We start from the raw sequence: 20124 nt of genomic DNA, 5'->3' as shown, positions 1-20124 counted from the left end.
GCGGCGACTGAGGTGCCGGCGGTCATCGGATGCGGGTGCCGGAAGTCACCAGTTGCGGATTCCGCCTTGCCCGGCCCGGTGGCCGGCCGCAAGCTTGCGGCATGGAACTGCGCACCCTCGCCACCGCGGGCAGCTGGCTGTCTCCGCTGAGCCTGGCGGCCTATCTGGCCTGGGCGGCGGTGTGGCTGGGCTTGGGCCATGCGGTCGAGCACGATCCCCTCCGCGGCTGGCTGGCGCGCGCTTGCGCGGTGGTGTTCCTGATCGGCTTCATGGCCGAGGACCGGATCGGGCAGTCGCTCGGCGAGCGTGGTTTCGTGGCCCTGGCCCTGCTGATGGCCGCCAGCGCCCTCGCGCCGGTCGGCCTGGCGCCGTATGCGCCGGCCCCGATCCTGATGGTGCTGCTGGCGGCGGTGCTGGCGGCGCGTTACGAAGGCCGGGCGCTATGGATCTGGCTGCTCGCGCTCAATCTGGCGATGGGCCTGGTCATGTGGCGGACCTGGCAACGCGAGCATTTCATCCTGATCACGATCATCGGCTACAGCAGTTTCCAACTGTTCGCTGCCCTGGTGATGCGTTACGCCATGCGGGCCGAGCGCGCCGGCGAGGCGCTGCGCGCCGCCCACGCCGAGTTGCTGGCCACCCGCTCCCTGCTGGCCGAGGGCGCGCGCGACCGCGAACGCCTGCGCCTGGCCCGCGATCTGCACGACGTGGCCGGACACAAGCTGACCGCGCTCAAGCTCAACCTGGCGGCACTGGCCCGCGATCCCGTTGCCGGGGCCGACCCGCGTACCGCCCTGTGCGTGCAACTGGCCGACGAGCTGTTGGCGGACATCCGCGGCGTGGTGCAGGCGATGCGGCGAAGCGACGGGGTGGACCTGGCCGCCGCCATCCGCGCCCTGGGCGAATGCTTTCCGCGCCCGCGCCTGGAGCTGGAACTGGCCGAGGATGCCCGCCCCGCCAACCTGCAGCAGGCCGAGGCCCTGCTGCGTGCGGTGCAGGAGGCGCTGGTGAACGCCGCCCGCCACTCCCAGGCCAATACCCTGTGGGTGGTGCTGCGGCGCGAGGACGGCCGGCTGCGCCTGGACCTGCGCGACGACGGCCGCGGCGCCGGCGAGCTGCGGCCCGGCAACGGCCTGCGCGGCATGCGCGAACGCCTGGAGGCCGCCGGCGGCGGTCTGCAGCTGCGCCGCACCGAAACCGGCGGCGTGCACCTGCAGGCCTGGTTGCCGGCGGTGGCCGGATGAATGCGCCGGCGCTCCGGCTGGCCCTGGCCGACGACCAGGCCCTGGTCCGCAGCGGAATCCGGGCCCTGCTGGCCGGTTTTCCGCAGCTGGAAGTGATCCTGGAAGCCGGCGACGGCGACGAGTTGCTGGCCGCCCTGGCCGGCACCAGCGTGGACGTGGTGCTCTCGGACATCCGCATGCCCGGCCTGGACGGCTTCGGCCTGGTGCGGGCCCTGCGCGCGCGTGGCGACGCCACCCCGGTGGTGCTGCTGACCACCTTCGACGAGGACGATCTGCCCCTGCGCGCGGCCGAGGCAGGCGCCCAGGGGTTCCTGCTCAAGGACGCCTCGCCGGAAGACCTGTACGAGGCGATCACCCGGGTCGCCGCCGGCGACACCCTGCTGGCGCCGGTGCCCACCGATCCGGTGCGGGCCCGTTACGCCTATCGGGATACCAGCGCGCCCACCGACACCTTCAGCGAAAGGCAGGTGGCCATCCTGCGCCTGCTGGCCGGCGGCTACTCGAACAAGGAGATCGCCCGCGCCGTGCACCTGAGCGAGGGCACGGTGAAGAACTACGTGTCGGAGATCCTGGACAAGCTGGGCACCCGCGACCGCACGCGGGCGGTGCTGAAGGCGATCACGCTGCGGATCATCTGAGCGGGCCGGGCCCGTTCATTCCGGCGCCGGCTCTCCGCGCGGCGGCATCGGCGGCGGGAAGGCGCGCGGATCGTAGTACCAGTCGTTGACGGCCAGGCCCTCGCGAATCTCGCCGGCGCCCACGGCGATGGCCAGCAGCGCGTGGTCGTCGCAGCCGGCCTCGGCCCGGGCGATGCACGCGGAGGCATGGGTGAGCAGGCCCGGCTCGGCGGCGGCTTCCTCCAGCGGCCAGGCGGCCAGCCACCATTCGCCGGCCGGCACCACCAGTTCGAAGGCCGGGACGTCCTGCGCCGTTTCCAGACAGTAGCCGCTTCCTGGATCGGCGGCGGCGATCGCGCAGACTCGCATCGCCGGGTAATGCTCGCCGGGATAAGCGACCCGACCACGCAGGATGGCGGGTGCCGGCCCGCCGCTTTCCCCTGCGGCGCCGGAAACGACGTCCGGACCGGAGGCCGCCGCTGCGGCCGTGTCGGTGTCTGCCGGGGCGGCGGTCGGCGGCGGGCGCGCGGCGACGGCGGGGGCGACGGCCCCGGCGGCGTCAGGAGCCTGCGTATCCGACCGGCAGGCCGCCAGGGCCGACAGCGCCAGGGCGAGCGGGACATGGGCAATGTTCACGGCGGCGTTTCCCCGGATCCTCAGGACAGGATGATGGCCAGCAGGGCGGCGGCGACCATCAGCGCCAGGCCCAGCGTCACCCGCAGGCCGTAGGCGGCGCCGCCGGAGGCCAGGGCCACCGCCGACTTGGCCAGGGCGCTGGCGCCCAGCAGGGCGACCAGGGCCCAGCGCGCCTGGCCTGCGTCGAATACGTTCTCGGCGCTGAGCCTGCCGACGGTGGCGACCGCGGCATGCACCTCGGCCAGGGCGGCGACGGTAGCGCCGGCCATCGCGCCCTTCGGTCCCAGCCAGGCGTTCAGCGCCGCCGAAACGATCAGGACGCCGGTGATGATGACCGCGAAGGCCAGCGCCTGGCGAAAACGGAACATCCGCTGGGCCGCCGTGGGCGGCGGCGGTCCCCCGTCATCGCGACGCAGGCCCAGCGCGCCGCCCAGGGCCAGGACCGTCGCCGCCGCCGCCAGCTCCCGCCAGACCTCCGGCAGCAGGCCCGGCGCCACGGCCAGCAGCACCGGCACGAACAGGCTGAGCGAGGCCAGGTTGGTCAGCATGGCCGCCCCCACCGCCTGGGTCCGCAGGGAGGGTGCGTTTCGCGCACGCTGACCGAACCCGGCCACGGCTGCAGTGGACGAGACATAGCCGGCGAAGAAGCCGGCCACGGCCAGCCCCCAGCGATTGCCCACCAGCCGCAGGGCGACGTGGCCCATGGCGCTGATGGCCATCACCAGTACCACCAGCTTCCACAGCAGGGCCGGATTGAACACGCCCCAGGGGTCGAGGTTGCGGTCGGGTACCAGCGGCAGGATCACCAGGGCCGAGGCCAGCAGGATCAGGCCGTCCTGCAGTTCCGCCTCGCTGACAAGGTCGCGGGCGATACGGTGCAGGGGCGCCTTGGCATACAGCAGCACGGCCACCACCACGCCCAGGGCGGCCGCCAGTTCCGGCAGACCGACCGCCAGGCCGCCCAGCAGCGTGGTCAGGACCAGGGCGACCTCCCCGGTCAGGCCGGGATCCTCGGTGCGGCTCTGCCGATAGCTCATGGCCACGAATACGCCCACCAGCACCAGGACGGCCACGAACGCCGCCGGCTGCAGCCACAGGGCGACGGCGCCGCACAGGGCCGCCAGACCATGGGTGCGCAGGCCGGCCTCAGGCGGACTGGGCCGGTCCTGCTGCCGGCGTTCGCGCACCGCGCCGATCAGCAGGCCCAGGCCCAGGGCTGTGGCCAGGGGTACCCAGGGCGTTTCCGTCGCCATCTCCCCTCCTCACCGGGGTCGGAGCAGCGGCTCCAGGTCAGGGGTCTGACCCCAGGCTCAGGGTAGGGGGTCTGACCCGGGTTTCCAAATGTCGGACAATGGCGGGGTCCCGCCAACTGCCGGAGCGCCATGAGCCCCATCTCCCTGACCCGCCACCTGATCGAGGAACAGCATGCCGGCCACATCAACGCCGACCTGCGACTGCTGATCGAGGTGGTCGCCCGCGCCTGCAAGTCCATCTCCATCGCCGTCGGCAAGGGCGCCCTCGGGGGCGTGCTGGGCGAGGCCGGCACCGGCAACGTGCAGGGCGAGGCGCAGAAGAAGCTGGACGTGCTCAGCAACGAGATCCTGCTGGAAGCCAATGCCTGGGGCGGCCATCTGGCAGGCCTGGCCTCGGAGGAAATGGACCATAGCCAGGCCATCCCCGACGCGGCGCGGCGCGGCAACTACCTGTTGCTGTTCGACCCGCTGGACGGCAGCAGCAATATCGATGTCAATGTCTCGGTGGGCACCATCTTCTCGGTGCTGCGCTGCCCGGAGGGCGTGACCGAGCCGCGCGACGAGGATTTCCTGCAGCCCGGCACCGCCCAGGTCGCCGCCGGCTACACGGTCTACGGCCCCAGCACCCTGCTGGTGCTGACCACCGGCCACGGCACGCACGTGTTCACCCTGGACCGCGAGATCGGCAGCTTCCTGCTGACCCGCCGTGACGTGCGGATCCCGGCCGACACCCAGGAGTTCGCCATCAACATGTCCAACCAGCGGCACTGGGAGCCGGCCACGCAGCGCTACATCGCCGACCTGCTCGCCGGCAAGACCGGTCCGCGCGGCAAGGACTTCAACATGCGCTGGGTCGCCAGCATGGTGGCCGACGTGCACCGCATCCTCAGCCGCGGCGGCATCTTCATGTACCCGCTGGATGCCAAGTGCCGGGAAAAGGGCGGCCGCCTGCGTCTGATGTACGAAGCCAACCCGATGGCCTTCGTGGTCGAGCAGGCCGGCGGCGCCGCCAGCACCGGCCGCCAGCGCCTGCTGGAAGTGCAGCCGACCGCCCTGCACCAGCGCGTGCCGGTGTTTCTCGGCTCGCGCAACGAGGTGGCAGCGGCCGTGGGCTACCACGCCGACGGCTGAACCGGCCCGACACGCCGCGGACGGGCGTCGCCATTGCCCGGGGAGGGGCACGGATGCGCAACGACGATTTCATCGAAGTGTTCGAGGGCGCCCTGGCGCCGGAGCTCTGTGCCGACATCGTGCGCCGGTTCGACGCCAGCGGGGAGGACCAGCCCGGCCTGGTCGGGGGCGGCTTGCACCCGGAACTGAAGGACAGTCGCGACATCGGCATCAGCGGCAAGCCGGAATGGCGCGATGTCGAGGCCCAACTTAGCCAGGCCCTGCTCCACTGCCTGGTGCGCTACCTGCGCCGCTATCCCTACTGCCTGATCGCGCCGCTGATGATCCAGGTGCCGCTGCCGGACGGCTCGCGGCCGCTCCGGGCCGAGGATTTCCCCGCGCTGAGCGACGAATCCCTGACCAGCATCGCCCGCAGCCTGCTGCGCCCGGGCGCCATCAACCTGCAGCGTTACCGCGCCGGCCAGGGCGGCTATCCCTACTGGCACTGCGAGCTGTACCCGCGCGATGCCCGCTGCGAGACCCTGCACCGGCACCTGCTCTGGACGGTTTACCTCAACGACGATTTCGCCGCCGGCGAAACCGAATTCCTGTACCAGAACCGCAAGATCGCTCCGCGCACCGGCAGCCTGGTGATCGCCCCGGCGGCCTTCACCCACACCCATCGCGGCAACCGGCCAGAGGGCGGCGACAAGTACATCGCCACCAGCTGGATCCTGTTCAATCGGGCCGAGCAGATTTTCGGGCAGGCCTAGGACACAAGCCCCGCCGCGCAGGCCCCGCCACGCGCCCCGGCCGCTGGCCCGCTGGCCCGCCGGCCGGGCCCGCTGCCCCAACCCCTGCTCCCGCACCGGCTGCCGGCTAGAACAGGCGGCCCTGCGGCGAGGCTTCGGCCGGCGGCCGGAACTTCGTCGCATCCAGCCGCAGCGCTCGCCATTCCCGGTAACCCAACTTGTGCGTGGCCAGGCGGAAGCGCGACGCCAGCAGTTCGGCCCAGGCGCCGCTGCCGCGCTGACGCAGGCCGAAGCGGGCGTCGTAGTCCTTGCCCTCGCGCGCCTGCCGCACCAGGCTGAGCACGTGCGCGGCGCGCTCGGGGTAGTGCGCCTGCAGCCACTCGCGGACCAGGTCCTTGAGCTCGTGCGGCAGCCGCAGCAGGACATAGCCGGCGCGGATGGCCCCGGCCTCGCGTGCCGCCGCCAGCACCGCCTCCATCTCGTGGTCGTTGATGGCGGGGAGGACCGGCGCGAACACCACGCCGGTGGGAATGCCTGCCTCGGCCAGGCGGCGGATCGCCCGCAGCCGCGCGTGCGGAGCGCTGGCCCGCGGCTCCATGCGCGCCGACAGCCGGTTGTCCAGCGTCGTCACCGACAGCGCCACCGAAACCAGGCCTTCCCGCGCCAGCGGCGCCAGCAGGTCGATGTCGCGTTCGACCAGCGCGTTCTTGGTGAGGATGGTGAAGGGGTGCCGGCATTCTCCCAGCAGCCCGATGATGCCGCGGGTGATGCGCCAGCGCCGTTCGATCGGCTGGTAGGGATCGGTGTTAGTGCCCATGGCGACGGGCGCGCAGCGGTAGGACGGTTTCGCCAGCTCCGCACGCAGCACTTCGACGGCATTGCTCTTGGCGAACAGCTTCGTCTCGAAATCCAGGCCGGGCGAGAGCTCCAGGTAGCTGTGCGAGGGCCGGGCGAAGCAGTAGAAGCAGCCGTGCTCGCAGCCGCGGTAGGCGTTGACCGACCGGTCGAAGGGCAGGTCGGGCGAATCGTTCCGCCGCAGCAGCGAACGGGCCCGTTCCTCGGTGACCGTGGTGGCCGGGTTCGGCGGCGGCTCGCCGTCCCGGAACCAGCCGTCGTCCTCGGCCTGCACCCGCGTCACCGCGAAGCGGCCCTCGCCGTTGCCGGCGGCGCCCCGGCCCTTGATCGCCTGCACTGGCGGCTTGTCTGCCATCATTCCAGCCTACGCCGGCGCCGTCTCACCGGCCGGGACACGAATGACCCAGATGCGCGAACTCTGGCCCCAGCTCGAACCCTGGCTGCTGGCCGTGTGGGGCCTGTACCTGCTGGTACTGGCCTGCTGGATCGTGCTGCAGAAGCGCGAGCCCATCGCGACCCTCAGCTGGTTGCTGGCGCTGGCGGCGCTGCCGGTGCTGGGGCTGGTGGTCTATCACTTCCTGGGGCCGCAGCGGATCCGCCGGCAACGGCATCGCCGCACCCGCGCGCGTTCCGGCCTGCAGGCGGCCCTTCCGGACGGCCTGCGGGCCAGCGAGGATTGCGTCACGGTGGCGAAACTGGGCCAGTCCGTCACTCGTTACGCCCCGGCCACCGCCACCGAGGCCGAGCTGCTGGTCGGCGGTCACGCCACCTACGACGCGCTGCTGGCCGCCATCGCCGGCGCGCAGCACCACCTGCACCTGGAGTACTACATCTTCGAAGCCGACCGGATCGGGACGACGGTGCGTGACGCCCTGGCCGAGCGCGCCCGTGCCGGGGTGCGGGTCCGGCTGCTGCTGGACGCGATCGGCTCGGGCCGGACCCCGAACCGGTTCCTGACCCCGTTGCGCGAGGCGGGCGCCGAGGTCGCCTGGTTCCACCCGGCCCGGCTGCGCTGGCTGTGGCGACCGCGGGTGAACCTGCGCAGCCACCGCAAGCTGGTGGTGGTGGACGGCCGGGAGGCCTTCACCGGCGGCATCAACGTTTCCGACACCCAGGACGAACGCCTGCGCGCCGACGCCTTCCGCGACCTGCACCTGCGCCTGCGCGGCGAGGTGGTGCGCTGGCTGCAACTGGCCTTCCTCGAGGACTGGCACTACACCACCGGCGTGGCCCTGCGCGACCGCAATCTGTGGCCGGAACTTCCGCCTGGCCGCTTGCTGGCCCAGGTGTTGCCGTCCGGCCCTGATTCGCCCTGGGAGGCCATCCACCGGGTCATGGTCGAGGCCATCCATCAGGCAGACCGGCGGGTCTGGTTGGTGACCCCCTACTTCGTGCCCGGCGAGGCCGCGCGCATGGCCCTCACCTCGGCGGCGCTGCGGGGACTGGACGTGCGCGTGCTGGTGCCCGCGCGCAGTGATTCCGCCATCGTCCGCGCTGCCGCCCGCTCCTATTACGACGAGCTGCTGGCGGCCGGCATCCGCGTGTTCGAGTACCAGCCGCGCATGCTGCACAGCAAGGCGCTGTTGGTGGACGGCGATACCTGCCTGCTAGGCAGCGCCAACTTCGACTACCGCAGCTTCCGCCTGAACTTCGAGCTGAACGTGTTGCTGCACGACGTCGGCACCGCCGGCGCCCTGGAAAAGGAGATCGCGGCGTGCCTGGCGGAAAGCCGCGAAGTCGTCGCCGGCCGGGCCAGCGGTCTCGGGCGGCGCCTGGGTGAAGCCTGGGCAAGGCTGCTGTCGCCCCTGCTCTGATCCGGCAGGGCTGGCGTCGTTGCCGGCTTCGGCTACACTGCCGGGCAACGCGAGGTGCGCCCATGTACTGGATCTACCTGCTGCTGTCGGTGCTGTGCCTGGCCCTGGCGATGTCGCGGGGCATCTCCACCGCCTTGTCCTTCCTGTTCCTGCTCGGCGCCTTCGGCTTCATGCTGGCCTGGGTGGTGGGCTGGCTGCAGGCGCGCATCGCCAGCCGCTCGCGCGACGTCAGCCACATCCTGAGCCCGGACGAGTTGCGCCGCATCCGCGAACGGGCGGAGGCCAGGAAATCGCCAGGCGACGGCGGAACGCCGCCGGACGGACCGGCGACCTGAAGACCGCAACGTCCCTGTTCCCGACCCCGGAGGTCTGCATGAACCTGATCATCTTCCTGCTCATCGGTGCCCTGGCGGGCTGGCTGGCCGGCGTGGTGATGAAGGGCCGCGGCTTCGGCGTGATCATCAATATCGTCGTCGGCGTAGTCGGCGCCTGGCTCGGCGGCTGGCTGCTGCCGAAGCTGGGCATCGCCTTCGGCGGCACCGTCGGCAGCTTCATCACCGCCTTCGTCGGCGCGGTGATCCTGCTGGCGATCATCGGGCTGATCAAGAAGGCCTGATCGGACTGGCCGGGGCGGCCGGCTCCAGGCCAGCCCTCAGCCGGCGTCGACTTCGACGCGGTTGCGGCCGGCGCGCTTGGCAGCGTAAAGGGCCGCGTCGGCGCGTCGCAGCAGGTTCTCCGGATCGGACTGCACGTCCGGCTCGTAACCGGCGACGCCGATGCTGACGGTCATGCCGATATCCGAAGCGGAGATGGCTGAGCGGATGCGCTCGGCCCTGCGCGCCGCTTCGTCCCGGTGCACCCCCGGCAGCAGCAGGGCGAACTCCTCGCCGCCGTAACGGGCCAGCAGCTCGCGCTGCGGATCGTGCTCGGCGGCCAGCCGCTGGGCGATCCGGCGCAGCTGGGCGTCGCCTTCGAGGTGGCCGTGGGTGTCGTTGTAGGCCTTGAAGTGGTCGACGTCGATCATCAGCACCGACAGCGGCCGGCGCTGGTCCAGGCAGCGGTACCACTCGCGGCGCAAACCGCTTTCCAGGGCGCGCCGGTTGGCCACGCCGGTCAGCGCATCCTCGGTTACCAGTTCGGCCAGCCTGCGGTTGAGCTCTTCCAGCTCGTGGGTGCGCTCGGCAATGCGCGCCTCGAGCCGGCGATTCTCCATCAGGTAGCGTTCGGTGCGGCGACGGACGCTCCAGACGGTCAACAGGGAAGCGAAGCCGGCGACCGCCAGCAAGCCCAGGCCGATGGCCCACCATTGCTCATACCAGCGCGGCAGCACCCGGAACCGATAGATCATGCCCGGCGCCATGCGCCCGGTGCGGGTACGGGCCTGCACCTCCAGGGCATAGTCGCCGGCCGGCAGCGCGCGGATGAAAAGGTCCCGATCGGCCCAGCTGCTCCATTCCGGGGTGACGCCATGCAGCAGATAGCGGAACTCGGCGCCGCTTTCCATGCTGACCATGGCAAAGCGCAGGCTGAGGCTGTGGCCCGCCGGCACCTCGACCGGCTGGTCTCCGGTACGGGTCGGCAGGCGCAGGACGCTGCCGTCCGGGCCGCGCGCCGTTACCGTCTCCATGCCTAGATGCAGCGGACTGGGCTGCGGCGCCGGCGTTTCCGGGTCGTACTGCAACAGCCCGGACCAGGTGGCGATGCGCAGGACGCCGTCCCTGTTCACCCGCAGGTTCGCGTAGCCGACGGCCTGCGGCGAACCGGGATGCATGGCCAGCCAACGGTCCGCGTCGGGAGGGCGGTGCCACAACTGGCGCCGGGTGTAGGCGAAGGCGCCCAGCGGCGTTTCCTCCACCAGCAGTTCATGCGGCTTGTCCACCAGGGTGTAGGGCGGTGCCGCATCGGGGACGAAACGCTCGCCTTCCCGGCGGAAGCCGGCCTTGCCGCTGATCGCGCGCAGCTGCCCATCCAGCTGATAGACGAAGGTGCCCTCGCGCGGGGTCACGACCAGGCCGCGGGCGTCGTCGAAGCGGGTGCGTTCCAGTACCTTGCCGGTCGCCGTGTCAATGCGCCAGCGTTGCACCGGGCCGCGGGTATCGCCGAACCAGAGTTCGCCGGGCGCCAGCTCCTCCAGGCCGTTGACGCTGATCCCTTCCAGCGGGATTTCCGCCGATGCCTGCCAACGGTTGTCGTGCAGGCGCAGCAGGACCAGTTCGGTGCTGCCGAGCGCGTACACCAGGCCGTTGTCGAAAGTCGATCGCTCGAGCGCATAGATGCCCCGCTCGGGCGCCCCACCCCAGAGGACGCGAGGCGCTTCCTTGCCTGGATCCAGCACCATCATGGCTTCGCGCAGGCCGACCAGCAGGCCTGCCTCGGTCTCCAGCAGGGCGTGGGCCTCGAACCTGGTCCAGTCCAGCCGCTCGGCTTTCAGGCCGCTTCCGGTCTGGCGCAGGCGCTGGACGCCGCGGCTGGTGGCAAGCCAGAGCGCGTTCCGGTGCCAGGCGAAATCCAGCGGCGTGCCGACCAGGCCCTGCTCGGGCCCGAGGAAGGACCAGGGAGAGGGCAAGGCCAGACGGTACAGGTCCCCCTCGGTGGCCACCCACAAGCCACCCTCCCGATCCAGGCCGAGGGCATGGACGGCGAACGCGCCCAGAGCCATGCGCTCGCGCAGACGCAATTCGCGATCGAGCCGAAACAGGGTTCCGTCCAGGCTGCCGACCACCAGGCTTTCGTCCGCCAAGGCCTGCACGACGTAGCTGCGGGTGCTGCGGACCACGTCGCTGCCCTCGCCGGGCACGGCCTGCACGCCATTCCCGCCCAGGCGGTGGAGCCCATTTTCCGCCACCACCAGGACTCCGTCCGGACGCTCCACCAGGCCTGCGACCGGCACATCGGCGAAGCTTGCCCCGCCGGGTACCGGAACGAAGCGGCCCTGGTCGAAGCGCACCAGGCCCTGGCCCTGCACGCGCAGCCAAAGCTGGTCGTCCACCACGTAGAACGATCGCGCCTCTTCCGGCAGGGGCCAGCGTTCCGGGTTGCCGTTGTCGTAGGGCAGGAAATGCAGGTTCCGCTCGGCGCGGAAGTACACGCCTTCCGGTCGGGCCAGCACCTCCCAGACGATGCCGACGTGACGTTGGACATCGCGCAGGCCGGCCCGGCTCAGCAGCTCTTCGTAGACGAAGCGTCCCTCGCCGTTGCGGGCCAGCCGGCCGAAGGTGTCGTAGCCGCCGACGTAGATTTGTCCGTCGGCCCCCAGGGCCAGCGAACGGCCCGGGGAGCGACCGGCAAGCTCGGTCAACTCCCAGGTGACGCCGTCGTACACCAGCACGCCCTCGACATTGCCGACGAACAGCTCGCCGCCCGCGCCGGTGGCGAGGGCGAAGTGTCCTGGCATGGCCTTGGTGACGCCCGATCCGAAGCTCTGCAACAGCGGAGCGCCGGGAATGGTCCCGGCGCTCGCCTCGGGCAGCGGGGCCAGCAGGCAGAAGGCCAACAGGCCGATCAGGACGAGGCGGGACGGGCGCATGGGCCGATTATCCATCCCGCCGGGGGGCGGAAAAGGGGCCGGGAACCGGTTTTCCGCCGGGCGGTGGCCGCAGTACGCTGGACGCATGACCGTACTGAGCGTGAACGTCAACAAGGTGGCCGTGCTGCGCAACTCCCGCGGCGGACTCGAACCGCGCGTGACCCGGGCCGCGGAGGTGGCGATCGCCGCCGGTGCGGGCGGCATCACCGTGCACCCCCGTCCCGACCGGCGGCACATCCGGCCGGCGGATGTGGACGCTCTGGCGGCGCTGGTCGCCGGCCGGGCCGAGTACAACCTCGAGGGCAACCCTTTCGCACCGCCGCGGGACGACTATCCGGGCTTTCTCGCCCTGGTGGAGCGGGTACGCCCGACCCAGGCCACGCTGGTGCCGGACGGCGACGGCCAGATCACCTCCGATCATGGCTTCGACCTGGCCCGGGACGCGGATCGGCTGCGCCCGCTGGTAGCCGAGCTCAAGGCCATGGGGGTGCGGGTGTCGCTGTTCGTGGATGCCGGGGCGCCGGCCCTGGACAGGGCGGCCGAGATCGGGGCCGATCGCATCGAGATCTATACCGGCCCGTACGCGGAAGCCCACGCGGCCGGCATGGCAGGACCGGAGCTGGAGCGCTGCGCGGAAACGGCCAGGCGCGCCCGGGCACTGGGACTGGGGGTGAACGCGGGCCATGACCTGAGCCAGGAGAACCTGGGCGATTTCCTGCGCGCCGTGCCCGGCGTCCTGGAGGTCTCCATCGGTCATGCCCTGATCGGCGAAGCCCTGTACGCCGGCTTGGACACCACCGTCCGGGCCTACCTGGACATCATCGCCGCCAGCCGGCAGGGCAGCTGAGCCGACGCTTTCCGTTCGGACGGTCTGACACAACGGCACAGCCCCGGATCCCGGCGCCTGGCCCGGCTTCCGGACGCTGGCTCCGAAGGCGCAAAAAAACGCCGCCCGGGTGGGCGGCGTCGCTGCAGGGTATGGCCGGAAGCCGGGTCTCAGGCGCCCGGTTCCACGAAGGCGATCTTGGCCATGCCCGCGTTCTTCGCGCGGGACAGGACCTTGGCCAGGGTTTCGTACTGGGCGTCGGGATCGGTCTGGATCTCGACGGTGGGCTGCTTGGTCACGTCGCCGCCGGCCCGCTCGGCTTCCACCTCGAGGGCGGCCTGCAGGGCGGAGATCGGCATCGGCGTGCCATTCCAGGTGACGGTGCCGCCGGCTTCCACCCGCAGCCGGATCGGCTCGGGCGGGTCCTTGGGCTGCTCGGGCGGCTTGGTCGAACGCTGCGGCAGGTCCACCTGGATCTGGTAGGAGAGGGCGGGCGCGGTGACCATGAAGATGATCAGCAGCACCAGCATCACGTCCACGAGGGGCGTGACGTTGATGTCGGCCATCGGGCCGCCGCCGGAATTGCTGGAAAATGCCATGGCGGTCTTACCTCAGCGCTCGGGAGTGGACACGAAGCCCACCTTGCGGATACCGGCCCGGCGGACATCCTGGACGATCTCGTGGATGATCTCGTAGCGGGTGATGTTGTCGGCGCGGATGTCGATCTGCGGCTGCGGCTGGCGCTGGGCCGTCACCGCCAACCGGGCTTCGAGCATGTCGCGGGTCACCGCTTCGTCGTTCCAGTAGGTCTTGCCCTCCGCCGTCACCGCGATGGTGATCGGCGGAATCTCGATGACAGGCTTCTCTTCCAGGGTGGCCTGCGGCAGCTCGACCTTGACCTTGTGCGACATCAGCGGCGCCGTGATCATGAAGATGATCAGCAACACCAGCATCACGTCCACGAGGGGCGTGACGTTGATGTCGGCCATCGGGCCGCCGCCGGAGGAATTGCTGGAGAAGGCCATGCCTTTGGCTCCTGGTCGGTCGGTTGCTTAACGCTTGCCCGGGGCGTCGCCCACGCGCGAACCGGTGGCGAAGAAGTCGTGCAGGTCGTGCGCGAAGGTATCGAACTTGGCGTAGGTGTTGCGGTTCTGGCGCACGAAGGCGTTGTAGGCCAGCACCGCCGGGATGGCGACGAACAGACCCAGGGCGGTCATGATCAGCGCCTCGCCCACCGGGCCGGCGACGGCGTCGATGGAGGCCTGGCCGGTGGCACCGATGCGGATCAGGGCGCCATAGATGCCCCACACGGTACCGAGCAGGCCGACGAACGGAGCCGTCGCGCCGACCGTGGCCAGCCAGGTCAGGCCGTTCTCGAGCTTGGCGCTTTCGCGGGTCACCGCCTGGCGCAGGGCCCGATCGATGAACTCGGAGCGGTTCAGCGCGTCCACCAGGCGGCTGCCCTCATGGCGCTGATGGTGGGCGGCGGCCTGGGCGCAATCCAGGGCGATCTTGGAGAACGGCTCGTTGGCCGGCTGCTCTTCCATGAAGCGGATCGCATCCTGGGCGTTGGGCGTCTCCCAGAAGGTGCGCACGATGCTGTCGGCGCGCTTGGAGATCATGGCGTTCTTGATGGCGTTGACGATGGTGTACCACCAGGAACCGAAGGACATGACGACCAGCATGATCAGCACGACCCAGGAGACGATGAACTCGCCCGGGTCGCCCATCATCTCGTTCATCAGGTGGGCGAAGCCCATCTTGGACAGGGCCTCGGCGTTGTTGGCGGCACCGCCGGCAGCGGCGGCAGCAGCGTTGAGAATGATGTCCTGCAGCATAAGGGTGCCTTTCTAGGGTAGTGAACCGTTGGGAGTGGTCTTGGAGCTTTAACGCGGTGGAATGAAGTCGACAGGCACGAGGACGTCACCCCCCACCTTCTGACCGTTGCGCATGCCGGGGTTGAACTTCCAGCGCCGCGCGGCGTCCATGGCCGAACGGTCCAGATTGCGGTTGCGGCTGGAGCGCTCGATCGTGACGTTGAGCACATTGCCGTTGGCGTCGATGGTCACGCGCAGCACAACCCGGCCGCCGATGCCGCGGCGCAGTTCCTGCGGCGGATAACGCGGCGGGAACATCGCACGCCCGCTGATGTCTTCCGATGGCGCGAAATCGGCTGGCGGCGCCGGCGGCGCCGGCGGCGCCGGCGGCGGCGCCTCGATGTCGATCGGGCTGGGCTCGTCGAACACCACCGGCGGCTCCTCCGGCGGCGGCGGCACCGGCGTCGGGCGCGGCTGCTCGATGATCTTCTGCAGGACCTTCGGCGGCTCGGGCGGCGGCGGCGGCGGCGGCGGCGGCGGCGGCGGCGGCTCGATGAAGCTGACCAGCGTCACCTCTTCCTTGGGCCCTTCCTTACCGGGCGGGTTCACCGGCGCCATCATCGCCATGAACACGACGGCATGCAGGGCAATGGCAAACGCGTTGCCGCCGATGCGCGCCCAGCTGATGCCCTGGGGCTTGTCTTGATAGTTGTGTATCGTGTCCGTCATGCAGGTGGCGGCTCGGTTCGTTCGTTCTGGCGGCATCGTGGCCGCGGCCCGCCGGGGCCCGGCGGGAACTTGCTAGCTTATACCAGAGGCTTTTCGTTTACCAAACGCCCGCAATCAGCGGCTTATCTGGGCCAGCGCCTTCCTGGCCTGTTCCCGGGTCGCCGGATCCTTCATGGCCTCCTGGTAGGCCGCACGGGCCGCGGGAAGGTTGTCCATGTAGAACTCGGCCCGACCGACGATCATCCAGGCCTCGCCGGGTTTCCTGAGGCCCTTGGCCAGTGCGGCCTGGGCTGCTGCCTTGGCCTCCGGCTGCCGGTCTTCGTTGCTGAGGATCTGCGACAGATACAGGCCCGGCTCGCCGTCGGCGGCCGCGGCGGCGGCCTTGCGGAAAGCCTCGATGGCCGGACTCACCTGGTCGCTGAAGTAATACGCCTGCCCAAGATAGGTGTAGGTCCGGGCGTCACCGGGGAGCAGTCCCTTGTCGAGGCCTTCCTTGATGACCTCGGCCGCCTTGGCTTCGCCGCCATCGGTGTTCAGGTAGGCGGAATAGAGAACCTCATAGTCACGCTGCTCGGTGAGCATCCCCTTGGCCCGGGCCTGCTCCATCAGGGCGATGGCCTTGTCGCTCTGGTCGAGCTGGCTGTAGATGGTGACCAGGTTGAGCACGACCTGCTTGTCTTCGGGGCTGTCCCGGTACAGTTGCTCTGCCAGGGCCAGGGCCGCGTTGTCATCGCCCATCTCGTGGTACGAGGCCATCAGGATCTGTTGCCAGCTGGCCGGCTGGTTCTGCTTCTGCAGTTGCATCGCCTGCTTGATGGCCTCCACTGCCTGCGGGTACTGCTCACTGTTGTAGTGGATCTGCCCCTTCAGGGCATAGACGTCGGCCTTGTCGGTCCTGGTTTCGGCGATGTAGCGATCCAGGTACTCGATCGATTTGTCGTATTGCTCCTCCTGGGCGTAGATCGACGCCAGGGTGTGCATGGTGCTGAAGTGGTTGTTGTTGGGCAGGGCGTTCGTATCGATCGCCTTGGTCATGTGCTCGATGGCCAGATCGACCTGGCCGAGATCGTAAGCGGCAAAACCGGAAAACATGTGCGCCACGGCGATGTCGTACGGCTTGGCCCTACTGCTGGCCAGCACCTGTCCGGCCATCTGCAGCACCTTCTCCATGTCTCCGTCGCCATAGGCATCGTTCATGCGCTGCATGTCCTTGGCCAGGCGCGGGCTGCTGTCCGGCTTCGGGTCCACGCGGGTGGCGTTCGGGAAGTCGACGGACGCCTCCTGCTTTTTCTCCCGGCGGGCGTCGGCGTCGGTGACGGCCAGGGCCGCGACCAGGAACGCGACTGCGACCAGCTTGAGATGCTGCAATGCCTTCATGGGTGATACTCCTTGCTGCCGCGCCTGAACGCGGCCGGGGCCGGCTAGGGTAAACGGGATTTCGCCGCCGGCTCAAGCCGGCTTTGGCCGGTTCGACCGTCCGCCGCCGTATAGGGGCTCTTTGGCGTCCGAAGAATGGCGTGACCGTGCGCCCACGGTCTTAAAACCGCGTTAAGAGGCGGGCGCCGTTCAGCCGGTAGTCGGGAAGTTGGCGCGCGCGAAGGCAACCCGCTCGACCGGATCGCGGGACAGCCGGCCAGCGTCGCGCAGCGCTTCGATCTTGCGCAGGCGATGCCCCAGGCCATTGCCGTTGGCGATCTGGATGGCCAGGCCGGGCCGGGCGTTGAGCTCGAGGATCAGGGGGCCGCGCTCCCTGTCCAGCACGAAGTCCACGCCGACGTAGCCCAGTCCTGACAGTTCGTGACAACGGGCGGCCATTTCCAGCAGGCGCGGCCACTGCGGGATCTCCAGGCCGACGATGCTCTGTTCGGTATCGGGGTGCTCGCGGATGACTTCGGTGCCCCAGACGCCGCGTTTGGTCCGGCCGCTGGGGATGTCGATGCCGACGCCGATGGCGCCCTGGTGCAGGTTGGCCTTGCCGTCGGACATGCGGGTCGGCAGACGGATCATCGCCATCACCGGATAACCGAGGAAAACGATGATGCGGATGTCCGGCACGCCCTTGTAGCTGACCCGATCGAAGATCGGGTCGAACTGCACGCAGTACTCGACGATCAGGTGATCCGGCTGGCCACCCAGTGAATACAGTCCCGACAGGCCGTTGGACAGATGGTGCTCGAATTCCTCCCGGCTCATCAGGGTGCCGGACGCGCGCCGGTACTTGTCGCCGCGCCGGCCGGTGATTACCAGGATGCCGTCGCCGCCGGAACCATGCGCGGGCTTGACCACGAAACTGTCGCGACAGGCCAGCTTGTCGTGCAGTTCGGCGATCTCGTGCTCTTCGCGCACGACCGCGTACAGGTCGGGCACCGGCAAGCCGGCCTTGAGCGCCAGCTTCTTGGTCAGCAGCTTGTCATCCACCCGCGGGTAGAACTTGCGCGGGTTGTGCATCAGCACGTAGTGGGCGTTGCGTTCGCCGATGCCGATCAGGCCGATCTGGCGCAGCCGCCTGGCGACCCGGAAGGGATTGAACCAGGCCATGGCTCAGGCCCTGGCGTCCGGCGCCGCCGGCTTCTCCGGCGGCGGGGCGATCGGGTCCGGTTCGCCGGCCAGGGCCCGGAACCGCACCAGCTCGCTCAGCCGGTAGCCGGAGTAGCGGCCTAGCACCAGCGACAGGGCGAACAGCACCAGCAGCACCTCCGGGTAGACGAACACGAAGTGCTCCAGCGGCTGCCAGCTCATCACCACGTAGGCCACCGCGGCCACCACCAGGGTACCGATGCCCTCGCGGATGGCGGTGGCGCCGCCGCGCTCGTCCCAGGCCACCGACATCCGCTCGATGGTCATGGCCATGATGACCATCGGAAACAGTGCCACGCTCAGCCCGACTTCGATGGCCAGCCGGTTGGACAAGACGCTGACCGCCGCCATCAACAGCACCACCACGATCAGGATCGCGGTCAGCCGCGGCACCAGCAGCAGCCGCAGGCGCTCGAGGTAGAAGCGCACCAGCAGGCCGGTGCCGACCACCAGCACGAACAGCACGATGCCTGCCACCAGTGCGGTTTCGCGAAAGGCCAGGGCCACCAGCACCGGCATGAAGGTGCCGTAGGTCTTCACCCCGACCAGGTTGCGCAGGATCAGCATGATGAAGGCGCCCACCGGCACCATCAGCAGCACCTGGTAGGTCTGCTGCGCCTGCAGGGGCAGGCTGAGCAGCGAGTAGCGCACCAGGTTGGCATCGCGCACTTCCAGTCGGCGCTCGGCCGTGGCCATGGCGTCGGCCAGGTTGCGCGCCACGCTGAACTGCAGGGTCGCCGGCGGTTCGCCGTCGATCACCAGGACCGGCTTGCCCGAGGTGCTCCAGACGAACAGGTCGCGCGGCATGCCTTCGGCCGCCGTGCGCGGATCCAGCATGTGCCAGGCCAGGCCGTCGTGCACCAGCAGCCAGCTGAGAAGGCGGCCGTCCTGTTCCGAGGCCTGTTCCGGCAGGTGCATGCCATGCACCATGCGGGCCGGGATGTTGCGGATCGCCAGCAGTTGCACCACGAAGGCGGTGCGGGCGCTGTCGTCCTGGCCGAACCGCTCACGCAGCAACGCCACCTCCTCGCTCGGCTCGGTTTCGCCCAGGCGGCGCAGCAGTTCGCGGGCGAAGGTGACCGTGTTCGAGGACCGTTCGCGAACCTGGTCGAGCAGGGTCTGGGCTGCCGTGGCGTAGGGCTCTTCCAGCTCCGGCGGCGGCGGGATCGCCGGCTCGAAATCCAGCCGGTCCTCGTCGCGCAGTTCCGAGCGGACGATGGTGGCGCGGTAGTACAGGTCCTGCTCGCCGAGCGCGCGCCGGATCGCCCATTGCACTTCCCGGCCCTGGGCGTTGCGTTCCTCGAGCTTGGAGTAGTTGCGGGCGACGAAACGCTCGTCCAGCACGATCCAGCCAGGCGTGTGCCAGGGCAGCTGAAGGGTCACGGTGTTGGCGGCGCGGCGCGGCTGGTATTCCACGTGCGCCTGCACGGTCCACACCTGCACCTTCGCGTCCGGCACGACCGGGAAACGCAGGGTGTTCCACTTGTAGTGCATGGCCGCCAGCGCGGCCACGATGATGGCCAGGGCCAACAGATAGAGATGTCGTTTGCTCATGGCCTGTCCGGTTCGCGTTCCGGCTTCATGCCGGCGGGCGCCGTGCGGCGCCGGCAAAGTGTACCGCCCGGCCCGAACTCAGGAATACGTCATGGCCAGCAATGCGGCCAGGTTGCAGACGGCGTGGGCCAGCACGGCGGCCCAGAAGCGGCCGGTTCGCACGTACACCAGGCCGAACCCCAGGCCCATGGCGACATAGACCATCACCGTGCTCAACCATGCCGTTACGCCTGCCGCACCGGGCCAGGGCTCGTGCAGGGCGGCGAAACCCAGGGAGGTGATGGCCAGGCCCAGGCCGGCGCGCCCGGCCAGGGCGAAGCGGCGCAGCAGCACGTGCCGGAACAGCAACTCCTCGGCCAGCGGGGCCACCGCCACCACCAGCAGCCAGGCCAGCCACGGGCTTCGTTGGGCGAGCTCGGCCAGTGGCAGCGCATTGCTGGGTTGAACCTCGCCGCCGACTTGCTGGCCAAGCAGCCCGACGCCGATGGCGAAGGCCTGTACCGCCAGGCCGCCCGCCACTGCCACGAGGGCGGCCCGCGCGCCTGGCATGGCCGGCAGATGTCCTGCCAGGGTCCGGCGCCTGATCAGCCACACCAGCACGGCGGCGCAAAGGCTGGCCAGGACCGCCGCTGTCACCATTTCGGTCAGCCAGCCGGCCATCACCGCCTCCGCACCGGCGGCGCGCACGGCCTCCGTTCCCGCCTCCGCCATCGCCAGCACGGCCACCGGCAATACGAACAGGAAGGCCAGGCCCAGCATCGCGCCGATGGCCAGGCAGAAATCGATCGTCGCCATCACCGCCAGCGATGGCGAG

Annotated in this window: 20 protein-coding genes; 8 read left to right on the top strand and 12 right to left on the bottom strand. The window is 70.0% G+C overall.

What is annotated here, in order from left to right; all coding sequences use genetic code 11:
• Positions 1–101: 101 nt before the first annotated feature.
• Both F0415_RS11235 and F0415_RS11230 read left to right on the top strand, forming a co-directional pair.
• The gene (locus F0415_RS11235) at positions 102–1244 is read left to right on the top strand and encodes a sensor histidine kinase (protein WP_188310373.1); all 1143 of its coding nucleotides are present in this window, start codon (positions 102–104) and stop codon (positions 1242–1244) included.
• The gene (locus F0415_RS11230) at positions 1241–1882 is read left to right on the top strand and encodes a response regulator (protein WP_149861313.1); all 642 of its coding nucleotides are present in this window, start codon (positions 1241–1243) and stop codon (positions 1880–1882) included. The genes F0415_RS11235 and F0415_RS11230 overlap by 4 nt, the downstream gene beginning before the upstream one ends.
• A 15-nt stretch (positions 1883–1897) precedes the next feature.
• Here F0415_RS11230 and F0415_RS11225 read toward each other — a convergent pair whose 3' ends face one another.
• Both F0415_RS11225 and F0415_RS11220 read right to left on the bottom strand, forming a co-directional pair.
• Complete coding sequence (locus F0415_RS11225) at positions 1898–2497, bottom strand: hypothetical protein (protein ID WP_149861312.1); 600 nt, start codon at positions 2495–2497, stop codon at positions 1898–1900.
• Between the two features lie 20 nt (positions 2498–2517).
• Positions 2518–3750 (bottom strand): MgtC/SapB family protein, encoded by a 1233-nt coding sequence (locus tag F0415_RS11220; RefSeq protein WP_149861311.1) that lies wholly within the window; start codon positions 3748–3750, stop codon positions 2518–2520.
• A gap of 129 nt (positions 3751–3879) precedes the next feature.
• On the opposite strand from F0415_RS11220, the gene F0415_RS11215 reads away from it, so the two are divergent.
• Entirely contained in the window at positions 3880–4881 is a 1002-nt protein-coding gene (locus F0415_RS11215; RefSeq protein WP_149861310.1) for a class 1 fructose-bisphosphatase, read from the top strand.
• 53 nt (positions 4882–4934) lie between these two features.
• Positions 4935–5633: a 2OG-Fe(II) oxygenase gene (locus F0415_RS11210; protein ID WP_149861309.1), complete on the top strand. Its 699-nt coding sequence runs from the start codon at positions 4935–4937 to the stop codon at positions 5631–5633.
• Positions 5634–5739: 106 nt separating this feature from the next.
• Here the strand turns inward: F0415_RS11210 and F0415_RS11205 are convergent, their stop codons facing one another.
• Entirely contained in the window at positions 5740–6822 is a 1083-nt protein-coding gene (locus F0415_RS11205; protein ID WP_149861308.1) for a PA0069 family radical SAM protein, read from the bottom strand.
• Between the two features lie 52 nt (positions 6823–6874).
• On the opposite strand from F0415_RS11205, the gene cls reads away from it, so the two are divergent.
• The 3 genes from cls (at position 6875) to F0415_RS11190 (ending at position 8897) form a co-directional block, all read left to right on the top strand.
• Positions 6875–8281, top strand: coding sequence for a cardiolipin synthase (gene cls, locus F0415_RS11200; protein ID WP_342780507.1), 1407 nt, complete (start codon positions 6875–6877; stop codon positions 8279–8281).
• A 62-nt stretch (positions 8282–8343) separates the two neighbouring features.
• The gene (locus F0415_RS11195) at positions 8344–8616 is read left to right on the top strand and encodes a hypothetical protein (RefSeq protein ID WP_149861306.1); all 273 of its coding nucleotides are present in this window, start codon (positions 8344–8346) and stop codon (positions 8614–8616) included.
• A 38-nt stretch (positions 8617–8654) separates the two neighbouring features.
• The gene (locus F0415_RS11190; RefSeq protein WP_149861305.1) at positions 8655–8897 is read left to right on the top strand and encodes a GlsB/YeaQ/YmgE family stress response membrane protein; all 243 of its coding nucleotides are present in this window, start codon (positions 8655–8657) and stop codon (positions 8895–8897) included.
• A 36-nt stretch (positions 8898–8933) separates the two neighbouring features.
• Here the strand turns inward: F0415_RS11190 and F0415_RS11185 are convergent, their stop codons facing one another.
• The gene (locus tag F0415_RS11185) at positions 8934–11807 is read right to left on the bottom strand and encodes a ligand-binding sensor domain-containing diguanylate cyclase (protein WP_149861304.1); all 2874 of its coding nucleotides are present in this window, start codon (positions 11805–11807) and stop codon (positions 8934–8936) included.
• Between the two features lie 85 nt (positions 11808–11892).
• Between F0415_RS11185 and F0415_RS11180 the strand changes: the two genes are divergently transcribed.
• Positions 11893–12654 carry a pyridoxine 5'-phosphate synthase gene (locus tag F0415_RS11180; protein WP_149861303.1) on the top strand — a complete coding sequence of 254 codons (762 nt, stop codon included), beginning with the start codon at positions 11893–11895 and terminating at the stop codon, positions 12652–12654.
• A 149-nt stretch (positions 12655–12803) separates the two neighbouring features.
• On the opposite strand, the gene F0415_RS11175 is transcribed toward F0415_RS11180, so the two are convergent.
• The 8 genes from F0415_RS11175 to F0415_RS11140 all read right to left on the bottom strand — a co-directional run bounded on the left by F0415_RS11175 (position 12804) and on the right by F0415_RS11140 (position 20105).
• Positions 12804–13232, bottom strand: coding sequence for an ExbD/TolR family protein (locus F0415_RS11175; RefSeq protein ID WP_149861302.1), 429 nt, complete (start codon positions 13230–13232; stop codon positions 12804–12806).
• A gap of 12 nt (positions 13233–13244) precedes the next feature.
• Entirely contained in the window at positions 13245–13658 is a 414-nt protein-coding gene (locus F0415_RS11170) for an ExbD/TolR family protein (protein WP_149861301.1), read from the bottom strand.
• 27 nt (positions 13659–13685) lie between these two features.
• A complete protein-coding gene (locus F0415_RS11165; protein ID WP_149861300.1) occupies positions 13686–14471 on the bottom strand; it encodes a MotA/TolQ/ExbB proton channel family protein in 786 nt (261 codons plus the stop codon).
• Positions 14472–14519: 48 nt separating this feature from the next.
• Positions 14520–15179 (bottom strand): energy transducer TonB, encoded by a 660-nt coding sequence (locus tag F0415_RS11160; protein ID WP_149861299.1) that lies wholly within the window; start codon positions 15177–15179, stop codon positions 14520–14522.
• 114 nt (positions 15180–15293) lie between these two features.
• A complete protein-coding gene (locus F0415_RS11155) occupies positions 15294–16556 on the bottom strand; it encodes a tetratricopeptide repeat protein (RefSeq protein WP_149861298.1) in 1263 nt (420 codons plus the stop codon).
• 189 nt (positions 16557–16745) lie between these two features.
• The gene (locus F0415_RS11150) at positions 16746–17717 is read right to left on the bottom strand and encodes an alpha-L-glutamate ligase-like protein (protein ID WP_149861297.1); all 972 of its coding nucleotides are present in this window, start codon (positions 17715–17717) and stop codon (positions 16746–16748) included.
• Between the two features lie 3 nt (positions 17718–17720).
• Positions 17721–19310, bottom strand: coding sequence for a UUP1 family membrane protein (locus F0415_RS11145; protein WP_149861296.1), 1590 nt, complete (start codon positions 19308–19310; stop codon positions 17721–17723).
• A gap of 78 nt (positions 19311–19388) precedes the next feature.
• Positions 19389–20105, bottom strand: coding sequence for a CPBP family intramembrane glutamic endopeptidase (locus F0415_RS11140; RefSeq protein ID WP_149861295.1), 717 nt, complete (start codon positions 20103–20105; stop codon positions 19389–19391).
• Positions 20106–20124: the final 19 nt, after the last annotated feature.

The organism is Arenimonas fontis (genome assembly GCF_008386465.1).
GTDB classification, from domain to species: Bacteria; Pseudomonadota; Gammaproteobacteria; order Xanthomonadales; family Xanthomonadaceae; genus Arenimonas; species Arenimonas fontis.
Note: the sequence above shows the minus strand (reverse complement) of the source record. Positions and strands in the feature narration are given on the sequence as shown.